Below are 18810 nucleotides of genomic sequence, written 5' to 3' on the forward strand. Positions count from 1 at the left end.
CCATTTTCCAAAACCATCACCACATTATCCTCCCCCCACCGAACTCAAACGCCTAATTTACATCCACCAGATTGAATCCTCCCTCATAAATGACATCTCCCGATCGTTGTAAAACCGCCGTTTACAACGGCGGCAGGTAGCAAAGGGGGGCTGTGGCAAAACACACTCCCCCTCATGGATACCATCGAACTACTCCGCAAAATCGACGACCTGATCCGCATCGGAACCGTGACCGAAGTGCGCTCCGGTGAATGCCGCGTCGAAACCAAAGGCAACCACACTGACTGGCGGCCATATCTGGTGCTGCGCGCTGGTCGCACCCGCCGCCGCATGCGCCCGAGCGTCGGCGAGCAGGTGATCCTGTTCAGCCTTGGCGGCGACCTGCGCAACGCCTTTGTCTTGGCGGGCATCTACCAGGACAAGCACCAAGAGCCGCTGGCCGACGATGACAACGGCGATCTCGACCGCATCGAATACCCGGATGGTGCTGTCATCGAATACAACCCGACTACCGGTGAACTCACCGCATCCGGCATTAAAACCGCCGCTATCACCGCCAGCGTGACGGTCAAACTGATCACCCCGCTGGTCGAATGCACCAAGGCGCTCAAGGTCGGCACCACCATCAGCGCGGGCGGTAAGATTACCGCTCCAACAGCCACCATTGGCGGCATCGAAGTCACCACCCACGGCCACAAAGACGTGCAACGCGGCAGCGACAAATCAGGGGGCCCCATATGAACTGGGTAGGCATGAATGCCGAAAGCGGCCGCACCATCAGCGAAACCGCCCACATCCTGCAATCGGTGCGCGACATCCTCACCACCCCCATCGGTGCCCGCGTCATGCGCCGCGACTACGGCAGCGAAATATTCAGCCTCATCGACCAGCCACAGCACGGCGCAACCCGCCTGCGCCTGATGGCCGCCACCGTTCACGCGCTCACCATCTGGGAGCCACGCATCCGCATCACCAAGGTCGAGATTGGCGCCCCTGAACTGGGTGGCGGCTGCGCCGTCACCCTCACATGGCGCCGAGCCGACAACGGCCTGCTCGAATCCGGCACCGTCCAGCTACCGACCGGAGCAACCTCATGAACATCATCGACCTCTCCAAACTGCCGGCACCGGATGCCCTTGAACTGCTCGACTACGAGGCCATCCTTGCCGAGCGTAAAGCGGCCCTAATTGCCCTCTATCCGGCAGACCAGCAGGCAGCTATCACCGCCACGCTGGCGCTCGAATCGGAGCCCATCACCAAACACCTGCAAGAGAACGCCTACCGCGAGCTGATCCTGCGCGCCCGCATCAACAGCGCGTCAGTGTCCAATATGCTGGCATGGGCGGAAGGGGCAGACCTCGATAATCTGGTGGGAAACTGGAATGTCGAGCGGCTGGTCGTGCAGCAGGGGGACGACACCGCCACCCCGCCGCTCCCCACTATAATGGAAAGCGACGAAGCCCTGCGCGAACGCGCACTGATGGCGTGGGATGCCATGAGCACAGCGGGCCCCAGAGGATCATACGAATACTTTGCGCGTTCGGCTGATGGCCGCATCATCGACGCCAAAGCCATAAGCCCAAGCGGTGCTGTGGCCGTGGTCACCATCATCAGCAGCGAGGGAGACGGCTCAGCCAGCGCTGAACTGATCGCCAAAGCCGATGCGGAATGCCGAGACGAAGACCGCATCCCGGTTGCCGACCGCCTGACCACCCAGAGCGCGGGGATCCTGCACTACACCATCACCGCCAAACTGCACATGGAACTCACCGGCGCAGAAAAAGAGATGGCATTGAAAGCCGCACGCGATGCCTTGGCCGCATGGGTCAACCCGCGCAAACGGATCGGCGTGCGCATCGCTGACTCCGCCATCAAGGCCGTGCTGCATGTGCCGGGCGTGACATGGGTCGAGCTGGTCGGCTGGGCAGACATCATCCCAACCGACACCCAGGCTGCCTACTGCACCAAGTACACCGTCGAGGCCGCAACATGACCGCTCAACAGAATCGCGATCTGCTGCCACCCAATGCAACACCAACCGAGCGCAGGCTGGCCACCGTCAACGCCAAAGCCTGCGATCTGCCGGTCGATGTGCTGCGCACCCTTTGGAACCCGCACACCTGCCCGGAATGGCGCCTGCCAAGTCTGGCCGCCGAACGGTCGGTCGATCGCTGGGATGAGAACTGGCCGGAAGCAACCAAGCGCAAGGTCATCGCCAACGCGCCGTTCGTGCATCGCCACAAGGGCACCGTCGGCGCCATTCGCCGCGCCGTCGAACCGCTCGGCTACCTGATCCGGGTGCTGCACTGGTATCAGCAAACACCGAACGCCGCACCGGGTACCTTCAAGCTCGATGTCGGCGTGCTCGACACTGGCATCACCGCAGAGATGTACGCAGAGCTGGAGCGGCTCATTGACGACGCCAAACCGCTGACCCGCCACCTGACGGGGCTCGCCATCAGTCTGGAAAGTAGAGGCAAAGCCTATCTGGGCGCCGCCTGCTATCTGGGGGAGGAGCTGACCGTTTACCCATACCAGCCGGGGCCCATCGTGGTCTCTGGCCATAGCTGGCACGGCGGTATCACCCACACCATAGACACCATCACCATCAACCCACTTACCAACAACACGAGGACAGCATGAGCAATTTTGGAGCCATCCTGACCAATGCCGGAGCGGCCAAACTCGCCAACGCCATCGCGCTGGGGGTGCCGCTCAAGCTCACCCAGATGGGGGTGGGCGATGGCAACGGCCAACCGGTCGCACCCGATCCTGCAATGACCGCCATCCCAGGCGAAAAACGCCGCGCAGCCATCAACACCCTGTTCACCGATCCGCTCGCCGCCTCCCAACTGGTAGCAGAACAGATCATCCCGGAAGACGTGGGCGGATGGTGGATACGCTGCGTAGGCCTGTACGATGACAGCAACACCTTGATCGCCATCGCCAATGTGCCGGATACCTACAAGCCGCTGCTCACCAGTGGCGCGGGACGAACCCAAATCATTCGCATGGTGCTGATTGTCAGCGACACCAGCGCGGTTGAACTCAAGATTGATCCAGCCGTGGTGCTGGCAACCCGCAAATATGTCGATGAAGTGATGAAGGCGCATAAGGAAAGCCGCGATCACCCGGACGCCAGCGAAACAGCCAAAGGCTTCACCCGCTACGCCACCCTGGCAGAAGTGAATGAAACAGACCAGGCAAAACAAAAATCCGATGCTGTGGTGACAGTGAAAACCCTGTGGGGTTGGGTAAAGCAAGCCAGCGAAACCGTGCTGGGGATGATGAAAGTCGCATCACAGGATCAAACAAATGCTGGAACCTCAGATGATGTAGCCGTAACGCCAAAGAAAATGCGTGCAGGATTTTCTATCTCACTGCAGGAAGCCGGTGGATATATCGCGTTTCCAACATGGTTAGGCGGCTTCATTTTGCAATGGGGCACATTCTACGCTCGTAACATCGTTGCCTATCCTGGTGCGCCCACTTCAGATCCCGTTACTTTCCCTCTGTCATTCACATCATTTTGCGCGGCTATTTCAGGGAACCTGCAATCTGGAATAGGGAACGGTTGGATTTCTCATACAACAGAAGGAAAGACAAAAACTGGGTTTACTCTAAGGGTATCAGCGCAAGCAACAACCGTAACGGTACCTTTTATGTGGATAGCAATAGGAAAGTAGAGGCCATCATACATGATGTATTTCAGCGAGAAAGAACAGGGGTTCTACGATAGCCGCATCCATTCAACCATTCCCGAAGACGCGCAAGAGCTAACACAAGAGGAATACCAAATAAAGTTGGCAGAGCTATCAGTTGGGGGAAGCACTATTGATCCGGTACAAGCGGCTGAAAGTTTGCTGGCATCTGCCATGGCAGAAGCCAATAAGCAAATTTCCATCATCAAACCAGCTGTTGATGGCGGCTACGCCAAGCCGGAGCACACCAAACTGCTGGCAGACTGGCAGCGCTACCGCTACGAGCTGACGCTGGTGCCAGAACAAACCGGCTGGCCTGAGTCGCCGCAACTGCCCACCGAACCGGAAAAGGTCATCTGACCAACCAACACCCCGCCCTGTGCGGGGTGTTTTCTTTCTGCTTGCCGTCACTCTGCCGCTGTTGTAAAGAGGCCATTTACAACGGCGCCAGCTCGCCCGCCGTGCGCCGCCCCTGCATCCTGACCGTGCTCATATTGATCACCTCCGTCCGGACACAGGAGAACCGCCACCATGGCACTCGACAGTTACCACCACGGCGTGCGCGTCGTCGAAGTCAACGAAGGCACCCGCACCATCCGCACCATTGCCACCGCCGTGATCGGCCTGCTTGGTCATGCGGACGATGCCGACGCCACCGTATTCCCGCTCAACAAGCCGGTCATCATTACCGACGTGCAAAAAGTCGTTGGCAAAGCAGGCACCAAGGGCACCCTGGCAAAAGCACTGCAAGCGATCGCCGACACAGTCAACACCATCACCATCGTCGTGCGCGTAGCCAAAGGCGCCACCGACGAAGAGACCACCTCCAACGTCATCGGCAAAGCGCTGCCGGATGGTAGCTTCACCGGCCTCAAGGCACTGCAACGGGCCAGCTCTGCCGTCGGCATCACCCCGCGCATCATCGGCGCGCCGGGGCTCGACACCCTGCCTGTCGCCACCGAACAGGCCGCAGTGGCAATCAAGCTGCGCGCCTTCACCTATGTCTCAACACACGGCTGCAACACCCCGACCGAGGCGCTGGCCTATCGCCAGAACTTCGGCCAGCGTGAAGTCATGCTGGTGCATGGCGACTTCACCAAATGGGACACAGCTGCCAACGCAGAGGCCACCATCTGGGCCACCGCCAAAGCCATGGCCATGCGCGCCAAAATCGACAAAGAGATTGGCTGGCATAAGACCCTCTCAAACGTCGCCGTCACTGGCGTGCAGGGGGTGACCAAGCAAGTGTTCTGGAGCCTGCAAGACCCCGACACCGACGCGGGCCTGCTCAATGCCAACGATGTAGCCTGCCTGATCCAGTCCGAAGGGTTCCGTTTCTGGGGCTCCCGCACCTGCTCGGACGATCCACTGTTCCAGTTCGAGAACTACACCCGCACCGCCCAGATCCTCGCCGACACCATCGCCGAAGCCCACATGTGGGCGGTAGACAAGCCGCTGACCCCCACCCTGGTCAAAGACATCATCGAAGGCATCAAGGCCAAGGGCCGCGAGCTGGTTACCCTCGGTTATCTCATCGGTTTCGACTGCTGGTACAACGAGGAGGTCAACGACAAAGACACCCTCAAGGCGGGCAAGCTCTACATCGATTACGACTACACCCCCGTGCCGCCGCTCGAAAACCTCATGTTCCAGCAGCGCATCACCGACCGCTATCTGGTCGACTTCGCCGCCCGCGTGGCCGCAGCATAAGGAGCATCAACAATGGCACTACCTCGCAAACTCAAATACCTCAACATGTTCCTCGACGGCGACAACTGGATCGGCGTTGGCGAAGAGTACACCCCGGCCAAACAGGCGCTGAAACTTGAAGCCTACCGCGCCGGCGGTATGCCGGGGGCGGCCCATATCAACATGGGCCTCGAAGATGATGCCCTCGATACCGAGTTCACCTTCGGCGGCTACGAATCAGCCCTGTTCAAAAAGCAGCATCAGGCCAAGATTGACGGCGTCCAGCTCCGCTTTGCGGGCTCCTTCCAGCGCGACGACACCGGCAAGGTATCGGCGGTCGAGATCGTCCAGCGTGGCCGCATCCAGCAGCTCGATGGCGGCACCCTCAAGACCGGCGACAACTCCCAGCAAAAAGTCACCATGAAAAACACCTACTACAAGGTGACCATCGACAATGAAGAACTGGTCGAGATCGACACCATCAACATGATCTGGAAAGTCAACGGCGTCGACATGATGGAAGCACACCGCGCGGCCATCGGCCTCTAATCAACCCAACCACATCCGGGCGGCATGGCCGCCCGTTACTACATAGCGAACAGGAAAAACACCATGAAAATGAACGTTGTCACCCTCGACACCCCCATCCAGCGCGGCGAAACCACCATCACCGAAATCAACGTGCGCAAACCGCAATCCGGCGAACTGCGCGGCCTCAACCTGACCGACATCCTGCAGATGGATGTCAACGCCATCACCAAGCTGCTGCCGCGCATCACCAACCCGGCACTGACCGAAGCAGAAGCCTGCGCCCTCGATCCGGCTGACATGATGCAACTGGGGCAGGAGGTGGCCGCTTTTTTGGTACCCAAGAAAATGGCCTACCTCACTGCGTAGACGACCTGATGGCCGACTTGGCCATCATCGTCCACTGGCCACCGTCAGAGATGGACGCCATGGAGCTCGACGAGCTGATGGGCTGGCACCAACGCCTTGTTGAGCGATACAACCACATCAACGGGGCAGACGAATCATGAGCACCCTCAAATTACAAATCCTGCTCGGGGCGGTGGACAAACTCACCGCCCCCCTCAAGGCCGTCACCGGCCAAAGCCGCATTACCGCCAAAGACCTGCTGGATACCAAAAACAAAATTCGTGACCTAGAAAAGCAGAGCGGCCAGATTGACGGCTATCGCACCCTCGGCAAACAGATTGGCGCCACCAGGGCAGAACTGGCCAGTGCCCAGCAAACCGCCCAGCGCATGGCCCGCGAACTCAGCGCCACCGCCAACCCGACCAAAGCCATGACACGGGATCTGGAACGGGCAAAGACCGCCGTCCGAGACCTGACCAGCAAAGAGCAGGAAATGGTCAGCCGTCATGGCGCCATGAAAACAGCCATGCTGCAGGCTGGCATCAACACCAAGCAACTGAGCCAGCACCAGCGCCAGCTTAAAACCGATCTGGCCGCCACCACCGCCCAGCTGGAACAACAGCGCAGCAAGCTGACCCAGGTTGCCAACCAGCAAAAGCGCCTAGCCCAGGTCAAAGCCAACTACCGCCAGACCCAGGAGCTACGCGGCCAAATCGCAGGCCATGGCGCCGCTGCGTTGGCCACAGGTACGGCAATGGGTATGACCACCCTCAAGCCGGTGATTGAGTTCGCCAAGGCAGAAACATCAGTTGTTGACCTCAAGGTTTCGATGATGGGCAAAGGGGGGCAACTCAGAAAAGAGTTTCAAGCCATCAGCACCCTTGCCACCCAGCTCGGCAACAAGCTGCCGGGCACCACGGCAGACTTTCAGAACATGATGAGCACCCTGATCCAGCAAGGTATGAGTGCCAAAGCCATCTTGGGCGGTCTGGGGCAGGCAACCGCCTATCTCGGGGTACAGCTCAAAATGCCATATGACCAAGCAGCCCTGTTTGCCGCCAAGCTGCAAGACGCCACCGGCACCGCAGAAAAAGACATGATGGGCCTGATGGACGTGATCCAGCGCTCCTACTATCTGGGCGTGGATAGCGGAAACATGCTCGGGGCATTCAGCAAGCTGACGCCTGCGCTCGGTGTTCTGAAAAAAGGCGGGCTTGATGCAGCTGCTACTCTGGCTCCACTCATCGTCATGGCTGATCAGGCGGCAATGAGTGGTGAAGCAGCTGGTAACGCCTATCGCAAAGTGTTTCAGCTAAGCATGAACACCAAGAAGATCAGCAAAGCGACCAAGGGAACAGGGCTTAATCTCAACTTCACAGACGGGAAAGGAGAATTTGCAGGGCTTGAGAACATGTACGCCCAGCTGGCAAAGCTGAAAACACTGAATACAGAGCGCCGACTACAGGTACTTAAAGACATTTTTGGTGATGATGCCGAAACCCTGCAGGCACTGGAGCTCATGATAAATAAAGGACTCGATGGTTACAGAGAAACCCAGAAAAAGATGGCAGCTCAAGCAGCGCTGCAAGAGCGGGTAAATGCCCAGCTGGGAACGCTTGGTAACCTGTGGGATGCAGCCACCGGAACATTCACCAACGCCATGGTCAACTTCGGGGAGGCCATCAGCCCGGAGCTTAAATCCATCACCGAATGGATAGCAGACATATCAGAACGCCTCGGTGACTGGTCAAAGCGCAATCCTGAGCTCTCAAATACCTTGATGCGAGTTGCCGGTTTAACATCCGTAGCCGCTATAGCCTTCGGTGGTCTGTCGCTGGCCGTTGCCGCAATTTTGGGGCCGATGGCCATCATGAAACTGACCTTCGGAGTGCTGGGGATCCAAGGAACCTTGTTGGGCAAGGTGATTACAGGATTACTTGCACCGCTCAAGTGGCTAGCCATGGGATTTTTAAGGCTGGGGCTCGCCATCCTCACCACCCCCATCGGCTGGATTATCGCGGGCATTGCCGCCATCGCTGCAGGGGCTTACCTCATCTACAAGAATTGGGATCAGCTCGGGCCGTGGTTCAAATCCACCTGGGAGAAATGCAAGGCGGCAACCGGTGAATTCTGGGACTACCTCACCACCTTGCCATCCAGGGCGCTCAATGCAGGCAAAGCCATCATCGACGGCCTGATCGGCGGCATCTCGGCCAAATGGGAAGAACTCAAGGCCAAGGTGAAATCCATCACAGACATCCTGCCGGACTGGATGAAAGGGGGATCGGCTGTCACCGCTACCGTGCGGCAATCGGGTTACCTGACCGGAAACTATGCCCAGCCAGCCATGGCAACCGGATACGGGCCGACCATGTATCAAGCGCCCAAACTGGCACCGGCCAGAGGGGGCGGGACAACCCAGATTCACGCCCCCATCAGCATCGTCCAGCAGCCGGGGCAATCCGGCGCCGATGTGGCGCAAGAGGTACGCCGTGAGCTGGATCGCCGCCAACGTCAGGCATCAGCGCGCACCCGCGCAAGCCTGCGCGACACCAACTAAGGAGGCACCACCATGATGATGACCTTGGGCTGGTTCGTGTTCCAGCGCTCCACCTTCGCCCCCCAGTCACAACAGGATGACCGCGCATGGCGCCACCCGGGCAACCCTCGGGTCGGCGCCCGTCCTGCCTACCAGTTCACCGGGCCGGATGATGAAACCACCGTGCTATCTGGCACCCTCTACCCTGAACTGACTGGCGGGCCTGTCACCCTCGACCTGCTCCACGAAATGGCCGCCACAGGCCAAGCCTTCCCCCTGATCCAGGGGGACGGAGTGATGCGGGGCTATTTCGTCATCGAGCGCACCAGCGTCACCCGCAGCGAGTTTTTCCAAGATGGCGCCGCCCGCAAGATTGAATTCACCATGAACCTCAAGCGCGTGGACGACGACGAAACCACCTTTGGCAGCAAGCTGCAGGGCCGTGCCATTGGTGGCATCGCCAGCCGACTGGGCATAAGCAACATCGTCGGCACCATCGGCAACAAGATCGGGGGCCTGCTGTGAGCCTGTTCGAAAACGCCAAACAAGCGGTCAGCAGCAACCTGACCAGCCAGCTGGGGCAATTCAGCATTGAAGGGGCCGATCACAAGGTGCCGGCTTATCAGCTGCTGATCGACGGCAAGGATGTATCCGCCACCATCAGGCCCCGCCTGATTAGCCTCAACATCACCGACAATCGCGGATTTGAAGCCGACACCATCGACATCGAACTCGACGACAGCGACGGCAAGCTGGCCATGCCGCGCCGTGGTGCCAGAATGCGCGTCATGATCGGCTGGCAAGGTCAACCGCTGGTTGATAAAGGGGAATACACCATCGACGGGGTGGAGCACACCGGCACCCCGGACAAGCTCACCATCCGGGGCAAGTCTGCCGATCTGCGCGGCAACCTAAACAAGCTGCGCCAGACCAGCTATCACCAGCAGACCGTCGGCAGCATTGTCGATGCCATCGCCCAGCGCCACAGCCTGATCCCAGCCTGCGCAGAACGCTTCAAGGGCATGCAGATTGACCACATCGACCAGCAGAACGAGAGCGATCCATCCTTCCTAACCCGCTTGGCCGGTCAATGTGGCGCCCTGACCACCATCAAATCGGGGCGGCTGCTCTTTATCGGCCAGGGCAAGGGGCTCACCGCCAGCGGCAAACCACTCCCATCAGTCACCATCATCCGCAAGGACGGTGACCAGCACACCTTCTCAGTCGCAGACCGTGACGCTTACACCGGCGTCGTGGCCAACTGGCACGACCCGAAGAAGGCCACCACCGAAGGCTCGACCGTCAAGCGCAAACGCAAGAAGAAGCCAAAACCGGAACAGGAACTGCCGAGTGACACCACCGTCGACAAAGAGGGCCGCGAGCTGCTGATCGGCGACAGCGAGAACGTCAAGGTGCTGCGCCACATCTACGCCAACCAGACCAACGCCATGCGCGCAGCCCGCGCCGAGTGGGATCGCCTGCAACGTGGCGTTGCCGAGTTCGAGATTACCCTCGCCACAGGTCGGCCAGAGCTATACCCGGAACAACCGACCACCGTCAGGGGATTCAAACCGCAGATAGACGAGGCCAGCTGGGTGCTGACCAAGGTCAGCCACAGCCTGACCAACAGCGGATACACCAACACAATCAACCTCGAAGTGGCCATCGACGACCTGCCGGAGGTGGAATAGAAAAAACTGTGTGGATCAAATGTGGACACTGGGGGAAAAGAAAAAGGCCGCTATTTTTAGCGGCCTTTGTAAGTCATTGATTTTAATGGTGCCCGAGGCCGGAATCGAACCGGCACGACGCGAACGTCGAGGGATTTTAAATCCCTTGTGTCTACCGATTTCACCACTCGGGCACCGTAATCGGTATCAAGCTCGCGCCGCGGGCTTGTCAATATGGAGGCACGTTCCGGAGTCGAACCGGACTAAACGGATTTGCAATCCGCTGCATAACCGCTTTGCTAACGCGCCATGCAAAAGAGAGTTGGCTCTCTATTGTCTGAATTTGGAGCGGGAAACGAGACTCGAACTCGCGACCCCGACCTTGGCAAGGTCGTGCTCTACCAACTGAGCTATTCCCGCATCGGTCTGGCTGACTGCCTGACTACGAGGACGCATTCTAGCGATGTTCCCCGCCCAGTCAACCAGAAATATTTAATTAACTGATCGTTCGGGCGTTTTTTGCCCTTTTTGCACACTTTAGCGCCTTTGGCCGTTTTTTGTCTGAAATTGCGAGAAACGGCCTGTTACTGCCTGATAACTCAGAAGCTGGAGTGATGGGTCAGATCGCTCCAGGCCGCCTTCATGTACTGGAACATCGACCAGAAGGTGAGCACGGTAGCGACATAGAGCAGCACGTAGGCCAGCCACACCATCCAGACGTTGTACTGCCAGATAAGACCGGTCAGCGACACCATCTGGATCATGGTCTTCCACTTGCCGATCCAGCTCACGGCCACCGAAGAGCGCTTGCCGAGCTCAGCCATCCACTCGCGCAGAGCGGAGATGATGATCTCGCGGCCAATCATGGTCATGGCAGGGATGGTGACCCAGATGGTGTTGTAGTGTTCGACGATGATGACCAGTGCAGTGGCTACCATGATCTTGTCGGCAACCGGGTCAAGGAAGGCACCGAAGGCGGTGGATTGATTGAGCTTGCGGGCAAGATAGCCATCAAACCAGTCGGTGGCAGCGGCCAGAATAAAGACGATGGCAGCGGCCAGATAGGACCACTGGTAAGGCAGATAGAACAGGATGACGAAGACGGGAATGAGCAAAATCCGGAAAAACGTCAGCATGTTAGGTATGTTTGTCATTATTTTCAGCCACTTCTTGTACGTCGCTACATAGTGCGCCAAAGCCGATTTGCGATGCAACCGCACTGACGCCCGTCTTGGTCTTTTTTAATCCATCAACCCTTTCGCAATACCGCGCCATTATGGCATTTACGGCCCCCCTGCGTCACGGCTCTTGTGCATCAAGGAGTTAGCGAATGTTCCCGGTTAATCATCACATGAAAAAAACAGTGTCATTCAACACTCAGGCTGAATGCAGGCCATCGTGGATGGCTTGGGCCAGCTCCTGACTGATGCCGGGAACCTTGGCCAGTTCATCCACACTCGCCTTTTTCACCTCCTGCAGGCCGCCAAGATATTTGAGCAGTGCCTGACGCCGCTTCGGCCCCACTCCCGGAATATCCTCCAGCGTGCTGCTGGTGCGGGCTTTGGCTCGCCGTGCCCGGTGGCCGGTAATGGCAAAACGGTGGGATTCATCGCGAATATGTTGAATAAGGTGCAAAGCGGGCATATCTGCTGGCAAATGCAACTCTTCGTGGCTCTCCCCCATGATGAGCGTTTCCAACCCCGCCTTGCGGGTGACCCCCTTGGCAATGCCCACCAGCAGCGGATATTTGCCACCGAGGAACTCCAGCTGGCGCGCCAGGATCTCTTCGGCGCGGCGCAGCTGGCCGAGGCCGCCGTCGATAAAGAGCACGTCCGGCACCTTGTCCGGCTCCTGCTGCTTGCCAAAGCGCCGCTCCAGCGCCTGCTCCATCGCCGCGTAGTCATCGCCGCCGGTGATGCCGTCGATATTGAAGCGGCGATATTCGGAGCTAAGCGGTCCCTCCCGGTTGAACACCACGCAAGAGGCCACCGTGCGCTCCCCCATGGTGTGAGAGATATCGAAACACTCCATGCGGGCGATGGGGCGCTCCAGCTCCAGCAGCTCTTCCAGCTGGTCGTAACGGGCGGTGATGGTGCTCTTGTGTGCAAGCCGCGAGCGCAGCGCCGTCTCGGCATTGATGGAGGCGAGCTTGATGAAGCGGGCCCGCTCGGCACGGGTACGGCTCACCACCCGCACCTTGTAGCCGGCGGTCTGGCTCAGGGTCTCGGCGATGACGTTCTCATCTTCCAACGCCACGTCGAGCAGCACCTCGCTCGGGATCTGCCGTCCCCCCTGCCCCGACAGATAGAACTGCAGCAGGAAGGATTGCACCACCTCGTCGAGCTGGGTGTCGGCCGGCACTTTCGGGAAGTAGCTGCGCGAGCCGAGCACCTTGCCCTGACGGATAAAGAGCACGTGGATGCAAGCCGCCCCCTGTTCGAAGGCCACCCCCACCACATCCAGCTCATCCAGCACGTTGCCACTCACCGACTGCTGTTCGGTGACCCGGCGCAGCGCCAGGATCTGATCCCGATAGCGGGCCGCCTCTTCAAAACGCAGATCGCCGCTGGCGGATTCCATCTTGCCCACCAGCTCGCCAATCACCTGCTGGTTCTTGCCCGCCAAAAACAGCTTGGCCAGCTCCACCTGCTGGGCATATTCGGCCTCGCTCACCAGTCCGGGTACACAAGGGCCTGCGCAGCGCTTGAGCTGATAGAGCAGGCAGGGACGGGTGCGGTTGGCGTAGACCGCATCCTCGCACTGGCGCACCGGAAAGATCTTCTGCATCAGGTGCAGACTCTCGCGCACTGCGCCACCAGAGGGGTACGGGCCAAAGTACTCCCCCTTGATCTTGCGGGCTCCGCGATGGACGCCGATGCGTGGATGCTGGTGCGCGGTGATGATGATCCAGGGGTAGGATTTGTCGTCCCGCAGCAGCACGTTGTAGCGGGGCTGGTACTGCTTGATCAGGTTGTGCTCGAGGATCAGCGCCTCGGTCTCGGTGTGGGTGACGGTGACCTGGATATCGGCGATCTGGCGCACCAGAGTACGGGTCTTGATGCTGTCGACATTGGCCCGAAAGTAGGAGGCGAGCCGTTTTTTCAGATCCTTGGCCTTGCCCACGTAGATGACGGTGCCGCCGCTGTCATACATGCGGTAGACGCCGCTCTGGTGCGTCACGGCGGCGAGAAAGGCTTTGCTGTCAAAAAGGGGCTCGGGAGAGAGGGTCATCGGCAACTCGACTCAACGGATGAAGGCAAAAAGACGGGGAGAGCATACTGCGCCCACTCATGAAAATGCAAAAGGGGGCTAAAAAGCAAAAGGCGGCAAATGCCGCCTTGGTGACCACACGACCCCGGTTACAGGGTGTCGGCATCCAGCATGCCGTAGCGAATGGCCAGATGGGTCAACTCCACATCACCATTGATCCCCAGCTTGCTGAACAGGCGGTAACGGTAGCTGTTGACCGTTTTCGGGCTCAGGTTGAGCTGCTCGGAGATATCGGTCACTTTCTGCCCCTTGGTGATCATCATCATGATCTGCAGCTCCCGCTCGGAGAGGGACTTGAAGGGGTTCTCGTCCGCCGAGGCAAACTGGCTCAGGGCCATCTGCTGGGCAATCTCCGGAGAGATATAGCGTTGACCGGAGTGCACCAACCGGATCGCCTGAATCATCTCGTCCGGCCCGGCCCCCTTGGTCAGGTAACCAGCGGCGCCAGCCTGCATCACCTTGGTCGGGAAGGGATTTTCTGAGTGGATGGTCAGCACTATGATGCGCACATCGGGGCGGATCCGCAGAATTTTGCGGGTCGCTTCCAGACCACCAATACCCGGCATGTTCATGTCCATCAGGATCACGTCCGGATGGTGCTGACGACAGAAAGCAACTGCGTTTTCGCCACTCTGTGCTTCGCCTACCACCTTGATCCCGCGAACATCTTCCAGAATGCGTCTTATCCCTGTACGCACCAGCTCATGGTCATCGACCAGGAATACATTTATCACCCAAACACCCCGTTTTTTATCTCGTTTTGGCCGCCCGGTTAGGGTTAACAGGGCGTCTTGCATCATAACCAAACTCGCCGCTTTGGCAAACCATGCACGCCAAAAGTTTGATAAAGCGCATTTATAGTGTTTGTAATCAGATAATTATCGAGATACTCAAAACAAAAAACGGCGTCTTGCGACACCGTTTTTCTTATCTTCAGCCTGCCGGATCAACCCGCCAGAAAGGCTCGCACCTTCTCCAGATCGGCCTGGGTATCCACGCCAACCGGTGGCGCTTCCAGTGCCTGCGCCACGTGGATCTTCTCCCCGTACCAGAGCACCCGCAGCTGTTCCAGCGCCTCGACCTGCTCCAGCACGCTCGGCGCCCAGTCCACATAACGCTGGATAAAGCCGGCGCGGTAGGCATAGATGCCGATATGGCGCTGGTAGTGGTCGCCAATCTGCTCATGGCTGTTGGCAAAGCGATCCCGATCCCACGGGATGGTGGCGCGACTGAAGTAGAGGGCGTAGCCATCCTTGTCAGTCACCACCTTGACCGCATTGGGATTGAACGCCTCTTCGGCATCCCTGATCGGCACCGACAAGGTCGCCATCGGCGCCGTGGCAGCGGCCAGATTGTCCGCCACCTGACGAATGATGGCGGGCGGAATGAGCGGCTCATCCCCCTGCACATTGACGATGATGGTATCGGCAGCAAAACCGTAGTGACGGCACACCTCGGCCAGACGCTCGGTGCCGGACTGGTGATCCGGTGAGGTCATGCACACCTCGACGCCGGTGCTCAGCAGTGCCTGCTGCACCCGCTCGTCATCGGTGGCGACGATCACCCGATCGGCCCCCGATTGCAGGGCCTTTTCCACCACGTGCTGAACCATGGGCTTGCCATGGATGTCAGCCAGCGGTTTGCCCGGCAGCCGGGTGGAGGCATAGCGGGCCGGAATGACGACGACGAAACTCATGACGGCAGCTCGTCGCTATTGAGCGGACGGGCACGGTTCTCCAGCAGTACCGGGATCCCCTCCTCCAGCGGATAGGCCAGCTTGTCAAAGCGGCAGACCAGCTCATGCACGGCCTTGTTGTAGTGCAGCTTACCCTTGCAGACCGGGCAGGCGATGATGTCGAGCAACTTGATGTCCAAAGCCAAAACGATACTCCTTCAACGATGTCGCGCTGGCGGCTTCATCACGCCAGCGATGGATGTCGAGCAACCAGCTATTCCATACGGGGCATATCAACCCCCTGCTCCCCCGCCGAGGCGAGAGAGCTTAATCTTGCGCCCTGGCCGCGCCCTTCGCCTTCGTCCCCAGCTTGTGCAGCAGAGCATCGAGCAGGGAGGCGGGCAACTCGGCGCTGACCGGCAGATACCACCAGTTATCGAGGGCAAACGGGCGGCACTTGACCGCATCCTTCTCGGTCATCAGCAGCGGCTTGCTGGCAAAGCGGCCCACCAGCTCATCCCGATCAAAGGGATGATGATCGCCGTAGGCTGCCTGCTGATCCAGCTGATAGCCGAGCCCCTCGAGGGTGGCAAAGAAGCGGGGCGGATGACCGATCCCCGCCAGCGCATCGACGGGCCCTGCGAGAGGGGCCGCCAGCGGCGCATCATCGCATACCCGACGCGGCGCGTCGGCGACCAGTTGCATGGGGTACTCCCCCTTGCCCGGCTCGCCGCCGTTGCAGATGATGGCGTCCACCCGTTTGAGCCGGGTAACCGGCTCGCGCAGCGGCCCCATCGGCAACAGGCAGGCGTTGCCAAAACGGCGCGTACCGTCCACCACCACCAGCTCGATGTCGCGGGCAAGCGCATAGTGCTGCAGTCCGTCGTCGGTGATGATGATATCCACCTCACCGCTCTGCTCCAGCAGTCGTACCGCATCGGCCCGTTTCGGGGCAACCACCACGGGGCAGCCGCAGCGCCGGGCAATCAGCACCGGCTCATCCCCTGCCTGCGCCGTGGTGCTGGCGGCATCGAGCCGATACGGGTAATAGGGAGCCTTGCCGCCATAACCACGGCTCACCACCCCGGGGCGATAGCCGCGTGCCTGCAACTGCTCCACCAGCCAGACCACTACCGGGGTCTTGCCGTTGCCCCCCACCGAGATATTGCCCACCACGATCACCGGCAAGGAGGAGCAATACCCCTTTAGCCAGCGGTGGCGATAGGCGTAGCGGCGGGTGCCGCTGATGATGGCAAACAGCAGGGCAAAAGGGGCCAGCAACCAGCGCCAGCCACTTTTGCGATACCAGAGCCGTTCCAGCATCAGGCCTTGTTTCCTGCATTGCCAAACTGAATGGCGCGCAGCTGGGCATAAGTGCCGCGCTGCTCCATCAGTGCTGCGTGGTTGCCACGCTCGACGATATGTCCTTCGTCGATCACCAGGATCTCGTCCGCCTTCTCGATGGTGGAGAGGCGGTGGGCGATAACCAGCGAGGTACGCGCCTTGCAAAGCTCGTCGATGGCCGCCTGAATGTGGCGCTCGGACTCGGTATCGAGGGCCGAGGTGGCCTCATCCAGCAGCAACACCGGCGCATCGCGCAGCAGGGCGCGGGCGATGGCCACACGCTGGCGCTGACCACCAGAGAGGGATGCACCGTTCTCGCCAACTACAGTGTCGTAACCGTGACTCATCTTGCTGACGAATTCGTCGGCATGGGCGATGCGGGCGGCCTGCTTGATCTCGTCGAGACTGTATTTCTCTTCCGCGGCGTAGGCGATGTTGTTGGCCACCGAGTCGTTGAACAGGTGAACATGCTGGGAGACCAGCGCGTACTGCTTGCGCAGCTCGCTCAACTTGTATTCGCGGATGTTGACGCCGTCGAGCAGGATCTCCCCCTGATCGATGTCGTAGAAGCGGGTCAACAGGCTGGCAATGGTACTCTTGCCTGAGCCGGAACGGCCCACCAGCGCCACCGACTTACCCGCCTCCACCTTGAAGCTGACGTTGTGCAGCGCTGGGGTGTCCTTGGTCGGGTAGGTGAAGGTGACATTGCGAAACTCAATCTCGCCACGGGCGCGATCCAGAGTACGGGTACCGGTATCCTGCTCCGGCTCGGTGTCGAGCAGGCCAAACAGGCTGTGGCAGGCTGTGATGGCACGCTGGAACTGGTTGTTGACGTCGGTCAGGCTTTTCAGCGGCTTGAGCAGCATCATCATGGAGGTGATCATGACGGTGAAGGTACCGGCAGTCAGGGTGCTGCGCACGCTGTCGACAGTGGCCACATAGAGGAAAGCGGCCAGCGCGATGGAGGCCACCATCTGCACTACCGGGCTGCCGATGGCATCCGCCGCGACCATCTTCATGGTCTGCTGGCGCATGTTGTTGCTGACCTGGAAGAAGCGTTTCTCTTCCACTTTCTGGCCACCAAACATCAGCACCTCTTTGTGCCCCTTGAGCATCTGCTCGGTGGAGGTGGTGATATCACCTACCGCCTGCTGGATGTGACGGCTGATCTGACGGAAACGGCGGCTGATAAGGCCGATGATAATGCCCACCAACGGGCCCACCACCAGAAAGATCACCGACAACTGCCAGGAGTGCCAGAACATCAGGCCAAGCAGGCCGACCACGGTCGCACCTTCCCGTACCAGGGTCACCAGGGTGGTGCTCGCCGCCGAGGAGACCTGGCTTGCGTCATAGGTCACCTTCGAGAGCAGGTGGCCGGTGTTCTGGCGGTCGAAGAAGCTCATCGGCATCGCCACCATGTGATTGAACACCTGCTGTTGCAGACGCATCACCACGTGGTTGCCGACCCAGGCCATGCAGTAGTTGGAGAGGAAGTTGGCGACACCGCGCAGGGCCACGATGCCCAGTACGAAGAAGGGCATCCACTTGAGTACGGTCGGATCGTTGCCGTTGATCCCCTGATCGATCAGCGGCTTGATGGAGTAGACGAAGGTGGTGTCGACAGCGGCATAACCCAGCATGCCGATGATGCCGCCGATCAGGCCAAGCTTGCGGTCACGGACATAACCGAGCAGACGCTTGAATACTGGCCAGCTACCTTGTGAAGTTTCTTGTTGCATGAATAGCCGTTGGTAATGGAAATGACGGGGTATTCTAGCCAAACAGTAGACATCCACCAAGCGCCACCATACAGATAGCAGGGATTCGGCCCCCAAATCAGGGATGAGATGCCTTCATCACGCTCCGATTATCCCGCATATTCGCCTTTTCATAAGACGGCCGGCCGTGCCATGGAGCACGCGGGCTACCATTGCACCAACCCGGCATCCTCACGGCCTCTGCATTCCGGCTCCATACAGGCCGCGGCCGACCAGCAATATCACTACGGGGCTATTCGGCCACCCAGTATTGGTCACTCTGGCC

At 59.4% G+C, this 18810-nt stretch carries 20 protein-coding genes and 3 tRNA genes; 13 read left to right on the forward strand and 10 right to left on the reverse strand.

The window, feature by feature from the left end; genetic code table 11:
* The first annotated feature begins 174 nt into the window (after nt 1-174).
* The 13 genes from NOM67_RS06150 (at nt 175) to NOM67_RS06210 (ending at nt 10496) form a co-directional block, all read left to right on the forward strand.
* Complete coding sequence (locus tag NOM67_RS06150; protein WP_255934712.1) at nt 175-741, forward strand: phage baseplate assembly protein V; 567 nt, start codon at nt 175-177, stop codon at nt 739-741.
* Entirely contained in the window at nt 738-1097 is a 360-nt protein-coding gene (locus tag NOM67_RS06155) for a GPW/gp25 family protein (protein WP_255934713.1), read from the forward strand. Before NOM67_RS06150 ends, NOM67_RS06155 begins: the two co-directional genes overlap by 4 nt.
* On the forward strand, nt 1094-1993 hold the full coding sequence (locus tag NOM67_RS06160) for a baseplate J/gp47 family protein (protein ID WP_255934714.1): 900 nt from the start codon (nt 1094-1096) through the stop codon (nt 1991-1993). Before NOM67_RS06155 ends, NOM67_RS06160 begins: the two co-directional genes overlap by 4 nt.
* Nucleotides 1990-2643 carry a phage tail protein I gene (locus tag NOM67_RS06165; RefSeq protein ID WP_255934715.1) on the forward strand — a complete coding sequence of 218 codons (654 nt, stop codon included), beginning with the start codon at nt 1990-1992 and terminating at the stop codon, nt 2641-2643. Before NOM67_RS06160 ends, NOM67_RS06165 begins: the two co-directional genes overlap by 4 nt.
* On the forward strand, nt 2640-3686 hold the full coding sequence (locus tag NOM67_RS06170; RefSeq protein WP_255934716.1) for a phage tail protein: 1047 nt from the start codon (nt 2640-2642) through the stop codon (nt 3684-3686). The genes NOM67_RS06165 and NOM67_RS06170 overlap by 4 nt, the downstream gene beginning before the upstream one ends.
* Nucleotides 3687-3698: 12 nt before the next feature.
* Nucleotides 3699-4061 carry a tail fiber assembly protein gene (locus NOM67_RS06175; protein ID WP_255934717.1) on the forward strand — a complete coding sequence of 121 codons (363 nt, stop codon included), beginning with the start codon at nt 3699-3701 and terminating at the stop codon, nt 4059-4061.
* A 171-nt stretch (nt 4062-4232) separates the two neighbouring features.
* Nucleotides 4233-5411, forward strand: a complete 1179-nt coding sequence (locus NOM67_RS06180; RefSeq protein WP_255934718.1) for a phage tail sheath protein — start codon at nt 4233-4235, stop codon at nt 5409-5411.
* Between the two features lie 12 nt (nt 5412-5423).
* Nucleotides 5424-5939, forward strand: a complete 516-nt coding sequence (locus NOM67_RS06185) for a phage major tail tube protein (RefSeq protein WP_255934719.1) — start codon at nt 5424-5426, stop codon at nt 5937-5939.
* 63 nt (nt 5940-6002) lie between these two features.
* On the forward strand, nt 6003-6287 hold the full coding sequence (locus NOM67_RS06190; RefSeq protein WP_255934721.1) for a phage tail assembly protein: 285 nt from the start codon (nt 6003-6005) through the stop codon (nt 6285-6287).
* Nucleotides 6288-6295: 8 nt separating this feature from the next.
* Nucleotides 6296-6427 carry a GpE family phage tail protein gene (locus NOM67_RS06195; protein WP_216948024.1) on the forward strand — a complete coding sequence of 44 codons (132 nt, stop codon included), beginning with the start codon at nt 6296-6298 and terminating at the stop codon, nt 6425-6427.
* A complete protein-coding gene (locus NOM67_RS06200) occupies nt 6424-8826 on the forward strand; it encodes a phage tail tape measure protein (protein WP_255934723.1) in 2403 nt (800 codons plus the stop codon). The genes NOM67_RS06195 and NOM67_RS06200 overlap by 4 nt, the downstream gene beginning before the upstream one ends.
* A gap of 12 nt (nt 8827-8838) precedes the next feature.
* Nucleotides 8839-9330 carry a phage tail protein gene (locus NOM67_RS06205; protein WP_185227719.1) on the forward strand — a complete coding sequence of 164 codons (492 nt, stop codon included), beginning with the start codon at nt 8839-8841 and terminating at the stop codon, nt 9328-9330.
* On the forward strand, nt 9327-10496 hold the full coding sequence (locus NOM67_RS06210; RefSeq protein ID WP_255934724.1) for a phage late control D family protein: 1170 nt from the start codon (nt 9327-9329) through the stop codon (nt 10494-10496). Before NOM67_RS06205 ends, NOM67_RS06210 begins: the two co-directional genes overlap by 4 nt.
* 86 nt (nt 10497-10582) lie before the next feature.
* Here the strand turns inward: NOM67_RS06210 and NOM67_RS06215 are convergent.
* The 10 genes from NOM67_RS06215 to msbA form a co-directional block, all read right to left on the reverse strand.
* Nucleotides 10583-10669 (reverse strand) — tRNA-Leu (locus tag NOM67_RS06215).
* 41 nt (nt 10670-10710) lie between these two features.
* Nucleotides 10711-10784 (reverse strand) — tRNA-Cys (locus NOM67_RS06220).
* A 35-nt stretch (nt 10785-10819) separates the two neighbouring features.
* A tRNA-Gly gene (locus NOM67_RS06225) sits at nt 10820-10895 on the reverse strand.
* 179 nt (nt 10896-11074) lie between these two features.
* Nucleotides 11075-11629 carry a CDP-diacylglycerol--glycerol-3-phosphate 3-phosphatidyltransferase gene (pgsA, locus tag NOM67_RS06230; protein ID WP_041208501.1) on the reverse strand — a complete coding sequence of 185 codons (555 nt, stop codon included), beginning with the start codon at nt 11627-11629 and terminating at the stop codon, nt 11075-11077.
* A gap of 223 nt (nt 11630-11852) precedes the next feature.
* Nucleotides 11853-13706: an excinuclease ABC subunit UvrC gene (gene uvrC / locus NOM67_RS06235; RefSeq protein ID WP_041208502.1), complete on the reverse strand. Its 1854-nt coding sequence runs from the start codon at nt 13704-13706 to the stop codon at nt 11853-11855.
* A gap of 128 nt (nt 13707-13834) precedes the next feature.
* On the reverse strand, nt 13835-14479 hold the full coding sequence (gene uvrY / locus NOM67_RS06240) for a UvrY/SirA/GacA family response regulator transcription factor (protein WP_033112896.1): 645 nt from the start codon (nt 14477-14479) through the stop codon (nt 13835-13837).
* Nucleotides 14480-14691: 212 nt separating this feature from the next.
* Entirely contained in the window at nt 14692-15441 is a 750-nt protein-coding gene (gene kdsB, locus NOM67_RS06245; RefSeq protein ID WP_042031159.1) for a 3-deoxy-manno-octulosonate cytidylyltransferase, read from the reverse strand.
* Nucleotides 15438-15626 carry a Trm112 family protein gene (locus tag NOM67_RS06250; RefSeq protein ID WP_005347033.1) on the reverse strand — a complete coding sequence of 63 codons (189 nt, stop codon included), beginning with the start codon at nt 15624-15626 and terminating at the stop codon, nt 15438-15440. Before NOM67_RS06250 ends, kdsB begins: the two co-directional genes overlap by 4 nt.
* A 121-nt stretch (nt 15627-15747) precedes the next feature.
* Nucleotides 15748-16743: a tetraacyldisaccharide 4'-kinase gene (gene lpxK / locus NOM67_RS06255; RefSeq protein WP_255934729.1), complete on the reverse strand. Its 996-nt coding sequence runs from the start codon at nt 16741-16743 to the stop codon at nt 15748-15750.
* A complete protein-coding gene (msbA, locus tag NOM67_RS06260; protein ID WP_042031161.1) occupies nt 16743-18506 on the reverse strand; it encodes a lipid A ABC transporter ATP-binding protein/permease MsbA in 1764 nt (587 codons plus the stop codon). Before msbA ends, lpxK begins: the two co-directional genes overlap by 1 nt.
* Nucleotides 18507-18810: the final 304 nt, after the last annotated feature.

Source organism: Aeromonas sp. SG16 (assembly GCF_024436135.1).
GTDB classification, from domain to species: domain Bacteria; phylum Pseudomonadota; class Gammaproteobacteria; order Enterobacterales; family Aeromonadaceae; genus Aeromonas; species Aeromonas jandaei.

Excerpts from the sequence above, each read along its gene's own strand:
- NOM67_RS06150 (WP_255934712.1), top strand. The coding sequence starts at position 175 with ATGGATACCATCGAACTACTCCGCAAAATCGACGACCTGATCCGCATC.
- NOM67_RS06170 (WP_255934716.1), top strand. The coding sequence starts at position 2,640 with ATGAGCAATTTTGGAGCCATCCTGACCAATGCCGGAGCGGCCAAACTC.
- NOM67_RS06205 (WP_185227719.1), top strand. The coding sequence starts at position 8,839 with ATGATGATGACCTTGGGCTGGTTCGTGTTCCAGCGCTCCACCTTCGCC.
- NOM67_RS06155 (WP_255934713.1), top strand. The coding sequence starts at position 738 with ATGAACTGGGTAGGCATGAATGCCGAAAGCGGCCGCACCATCAGCGAA.
- kdsB (WP_042031159.1), bottom strand. The coding sequence starts at position 15,441 with ATGAGTTTCGTCGTCGTCATTCCGGCCCGCTATGCCTCCACCCGGCTG.
- NOM67_RS06195 (WP_216948024.1), top strand. The coding sequence starts at position 6,296 with ATGGCCGACTTGGCCATCATCGTCCACTGGCCACCGTCAGAGATGGAC.
- NOM67_RS06180 (WP_255934718.1), top strand. The coding sequence starts at position 4,233 with ATGGCACTCGACAGTTACCACCACGGCGTGCGCGTCGTCGAAGTCAAC.
- NOM67_RS06200 (WP_255934723.1), top strand. The coding sequence starts at position 6,424 with ATGAGCACCCTCAAATTACAAATCCTGCTCGGGGCGGTGGACAAACTC.
- NOM67_RS06160 (WP_255934714.1), top strand. The coding sequence starts at position 1,094 with ATGAACATCATCGACCTCTCCAAACTGCCGGCACCGGATGCCCTTGAA.
- NOM67_RS06190 (WP_255934721.1), top strand. The coding sequence starts at position 6,003 with ATGAAAATGAACGTTGTCACCCTCGACACCCCCATCCAGCGCGGCGAA.
- NOM67_RS06185 (WP_255934719.1), top strand. The coding sequence starts at position 5,424 with ATGGCACTACCTCGCAAACTCAAATACCTCAACATGTTCCTCGACGGC.
- uvrC (WP_041208502.1), bottom strand. The coding sequence starts at position 13,706 with ATGACCCTCTCTCCCGAGCCCCTTTTTGACAGCAAAGCCTTTCTCGCC.
- NOM67_RS06165 (WP_255934715.1), top strand. The coding sequence starts at position 1,990 with ATGACCGCTCAACAGAATCGCGATCTGCTGCCACCCAATGCAACACCA.
- NOM67_RS06175 (WP_255934717.1), top strand. The coding sequence starts at position 3,699 with ATGATGTATTTCAGCGAGAAAGAACAGGGGTTCTACGATAGCCGCATC.
- lpxK (WP_255934729.1), bottom strand. The coding sequence starts at position 16,743 with ATGCTGGAACGGCTCTGGTATCGCAAAAGTGGCTGGCGCTGGTTGCTG.
- pgsA (WP_041208501.1), bottom strand. The coding sequence starts at position 11,629 with ATGACAAACATACCTAACATGCTGACGTTTTTCCGGATTTTGCTCATT.
- msbA (WP_042031161.1), bottom strand. The coding sequence starts at position 18,506 with ATGCAACAAGAAACTTCACAAGGTAGCTGGCCAGTATTCAAGCGTCTG.